At 62.9% G+C, this 1800-nt stretch carries 2 protein-coding genes; both read right to left on the bottom strand.

Annotation, left to right across the window (positions count from 1 at the left end):
• Positions 1 to 102 precede the first annotated feature (102 nt).
• Positions 103 to 1074 carry a FecR family protein gene (locus tag QMX98_RS34435; protein WP_154912907.1) on the bottom strand — a complete coding sequence of 324 codons (972 nt, stop codon included), beginning with the start codon at positions 1072 to 1074 and terminating at the stop codon, positions 103 to 105.
• Positions 1071 to 1589 carry an RNA polymerase sigma factor gene (locus QMX98_RS34430; RefSeq protein WP_010467082.1) on the bottom strand — a complete coding sequence of 173 codons (519 nt, stop codon included), beginning with the start codon at positions 1587 to 1589 and terminating at the stop codon, positions 1071 to 1073. Before QMX98_RS34430 ends, QMX98_RS34435 begins: the two co-directional genes overlap by 4 nt.
• Between the last annotated feature and the right edge of the window lie 211 nt (positions 1590 to 1800).

Below are 1800 nucleotides of genomic sequence, written 5' to 3'. Positions count from 1 at the left end.
GGCAAGCCTCGCTCCTACGGGTTTTGTGTCGACCTGTGGAGCGATGACATCCTGTAGGAGCGAGGCTTGCCCGCGAAGGCGGCCGATTAGACGCAACACCCCTCAGGGCTTGGCTTCGGCCTTCGCCACCGTCACCCACCACGGCGTGTGCTGTTCGATCTGCACGGGCAAGGTCGGCAGCAGCGCGCTCAGCGCCTTGTCGGTGTCGTGCAGGGGGAAGCTACCGGTGATCCGCAGGTCAGCCACCTCCGGCGCAACGCCCAAATGCCCCCGTCGATATCGACCGAGTTCGTGCACCAGGTCTTCCAGTCGTGTGTTGTCCACCACCAGCATGCCGCGGGTCCAGGCATCGGCGCCGAGGTTCAGCGCGACGATTGGGCCCAGGCCATTGCTGCGCATCAGCACTTGCTGGCCTTCATGCAGGATCTGCTCTTCAGGGCTCGACTGCGGATGGGCGGCCACCGCGGACTGCAACACGCTCAGTCGCGTGCCATCGTCCTCGCGCTTGACCAGGAACCGCGTACCCAGCGCGCGCAGGCTGCCTTCACGGGTTTCGACGATAAACGGCCGAGCGTCGCCATGACCGGTTTCGACGAGAATTTCCCCTTCCTGAAGGATGATCAGCCGCTGCTTCTCGTCAAAACGCACGTCCACCGCGCTGTGGGTGTTGAGGTTGATCAGCGTGCCGTCGCTCAGGCGCAGGGTGCGCTGCTCGCCGGTGGCGGTGCGCTGGTCGGCCAGCCAATAGTCGATGGGCAAATGACGATCACCGACGAACAGCGCCAAGCCGATTACTGCGACGACGCTGGCCAGGCCACTGCCGAGCTTGCGCACCCGCCGACGAATGCTTTCGCGCGATTGCAATAACGCCGTGCGCGCCGGGCCGCTGGCGACGCTGAAACGCTGGTCGAGCATGCCCAGCTGGCGCCAGGCCCGCGCATGCTCCTCGTGGGCGGCGTGCCACTTGGTGAACTCTTCGCGCTCCACCGGGCTGCCGGAATCCAGGGATAATTGCCAGGCAATCGCGGCGTCCAGCACTTGGGCTGATACCGGTTTGGAACTGGCCGGGCTCATACCGGCTCACCGTACAGCGCGATGTAGCACTGACGAATGCCTTGTGCCAGGTATTGGCGAACCCGAGGCACTGACACGCCCAGGCGCTCGGCGATTTGCGCATGGCCGAGGCCGTCGAGGCGGTTATAGAGAAACGCCGCCCGGGCCTTGCTGGAAAGCTTGCCAAGCAGGCGGTCGATGTTTTTCAGGTCTTCGAGGATCAGCTGCTGTTCTTCCACCGACGGTTGTTCGCCTTCGGGGATCAGCATCAATTCGGTGAGGTAGGCCTGTTCCAGCGCTGCGCGACGGAAATAATCGAACAGCAAGCCCTTGGCGATCGCCACCAGAAACGCCCGCGGTTCACGAGGCTCCTTCAGCTCATCACGGCCGAGCAGGCGCATGAAGGTGTCCTGACTCAGGTCTTCGGCCCGTTGCGGGCAGGCCACATTGCGTCGCAGCCAGGCCAATAGCCACCCGCGATGGTCGCGATACAACGCACCAACGAGCTCACTTTGGGGGCTTTGGACTGACGACACGCAGCATCACCGATTGGGAAGTGTTAACTAACGAGAATTGTTCGCGATTGTGGCAGAGGCGGGGGAGGTAAGCAATTGGCCACTGGTCAGGTGGTTTTTGATGGGGAGTCTTCAGGTGGACCGCGTTATCGTTCTTCGCGGGCAAGCCTCGCTCCTACAGGATGTCGTCGTTCCACAGATCGACACAAAACCTGTAGGAGCGAGGCTTGCC

The organism is Pseudomonas sp. PS02303, from assembly GCF_029959925.1.
GTDB classification, from domain to species: domain Bacteria; phylum Pseudomonadota; class Gammaproteobacteria; order Pseudomonadales; family Pseudomonadaceae; genus Aquipseudomonas; species Aquipseudomonas mandelii.
This window is presented reverse-complemented; position numbering and strand designations above follow the sequence as displayed.

Coding starts and splice junctions, on each gene's coding strand:
- QMX98_RS34435 (WP_154912907.1), bottom strand. CDS start 1,074: ATGAGCCCGGCCAGTTCCAAACCGGTATCAGCCCAAGTGCTGGACGCC.